This window comes from Vibrio sp. D173a (assembly GCF_030248475.1).
This window is the reverse complement of sequence record NZ_JAHGAH010000435.1, coordinates 1-1,549: the sequence shown is the minus strand read 5'-3', so window position 1 is coordinate 1,549 and position 1,549 is coordinate 1. Positions and strand designations below refer to the sequence as shown.

Here is a 1,549-nt window from a genome sequence, read left to right as displayed (position 1 = left end):
TGAGTAGTATTCAACAAAACATTGAACATATCACCTCTCAAATTCGACACGACGAACAAAAGTGCGGTCGTTCTCCAGAGTCAGTGCAACTTCTAGCAGTAAGCAAAACTAAACCTGTCGAGGCAATTCTCGAAGCTTACCAAGCTGGCCAAGAGGCGTTTGGTGAAAACTACGTCCAAGAGGGCGTCAGTAAAGTTCAGCACTTTGCCGAGCATTATCCAGATAATCGAATCGAATGGCACTTCATTGGTCCAATTCAATCCAATAAATCACGCCCTGTTGCTGAACATTTCGATTGGGTTCACACCATCGATCGCGCTAAGATCGCTCAGCGCCTCAATGACCAACGCCCAAGCGAGCTAAAACCGCTACAAGTTCTGATTCAAGTTAATACCAGTGGTGAAGAATCAAAATCTGGCGTCGCCGATGCAGAAATATTCGAGCTGGCTGAGTTGATTTCTCGCCTGCCAAACCTCACGTTAAGAGGGTTGATGTCGATTCCTGCCAACGTGCCAGATTACGAATCACAACTTCGCGCATTCAAACAACTTGAGGAGCTAAAGCAAAAGCTAGCTCAGCAATACCCAGATGTCGACACGCTGTCCATGGGGATGAGCGGTGACATGGATGCAGCCATCGAAGCAGGTAGCACCATGGTGCGTATCGGCACGGCGATTTTTGGCGCGCGCGACTACAGCAAACAGCAATAAAAGCGACTCGTTGTTAGACACTGTGAATTTGAGTCTGACCGCCTTTCTTTAGGCAGTCAGAGCAAAGTGGTGCAATTATACACCTGAGCGCACAACAAATTGTAAGAATTTATATTTGGAAATCAGACATATGGAACATAAAAAGATTGCCTTTATCGGCGCAGGAAACATGGTGCGTGCGATTGTTTCTGGTCTTGTAGCAAATGGCTACCCAGCACAGAACATCATTGCAACCGCCCCATCAGAGACGCGTCGCCAACCTCTTGAGCAAGACTTTGGCATCCGTACCACCAGCGATAACATCGCAGCCGCGACAGAAGCGGATGTTGTGGTATTGTCTGTGAAACCACAAATGATGGAAGACGTGTGTAAACCACTGCAATCTATCGACTTCAGTGACAAACTGGTTATCTCCATCGCAGCGGGCATCAACTGTTCACGTTTGGATGGCATGCTAGCGACTAAGCTCAACTTGGTTCGCGTGATGCCAAATACACCATCGCAACTTGGTTTGGGCATGAGTGGCCTTTATGCGCCTGAACATGTGCAAGAACAAGATAAAGCCTTCGCGGCAGAGCTAATGCAAGCCTGCGGTAAGGTATGCTGGGTTGAACAAGAATCTGGAATCAACAATGTGATTGCAGCGGCAGGCAGCGCACCGGCTTACTTCTTCCTGTTTATGGAAGCGATGCAAGCAGAAGCAATTGCTCAAGGTTTCGATAAAGACACGGCTCGCACGTTAGTTCAACAATCCGCACTTGGTGCAGCAAGTATGGTGGTAGAAAACCCACAAACTGAGCTTTCTACACTGCGCGAGAACGTCACATCAAAAGGCGGCA

Annotated in this window: 2 protein-coding genes; both read left to right on the top strand. The window is 48.0% G+C overall.

Annotated elements, in window-relative coordinates; genetic code table 11:
• Positions 1–710, top strand: a 710-nt coding sequence (locus KIV40_RS26535; RefSeq protein ID WP_285352168.1) for a YggS family pyridoxal phosphate-dependent enzyme, incomplete at its 5' end; no start/stop codon positions are given.
• A 130-nt stretch (positions 711–840) separates the two neighbouring features.
• Positions 841–1,549: pyrroline-5-carboxylate reductase (gene proC / locus KIV40_RS26530; protein ID WP_285352166.1), on the top strand; the 709-nt coding region annotated here is incomplete at its 3' end.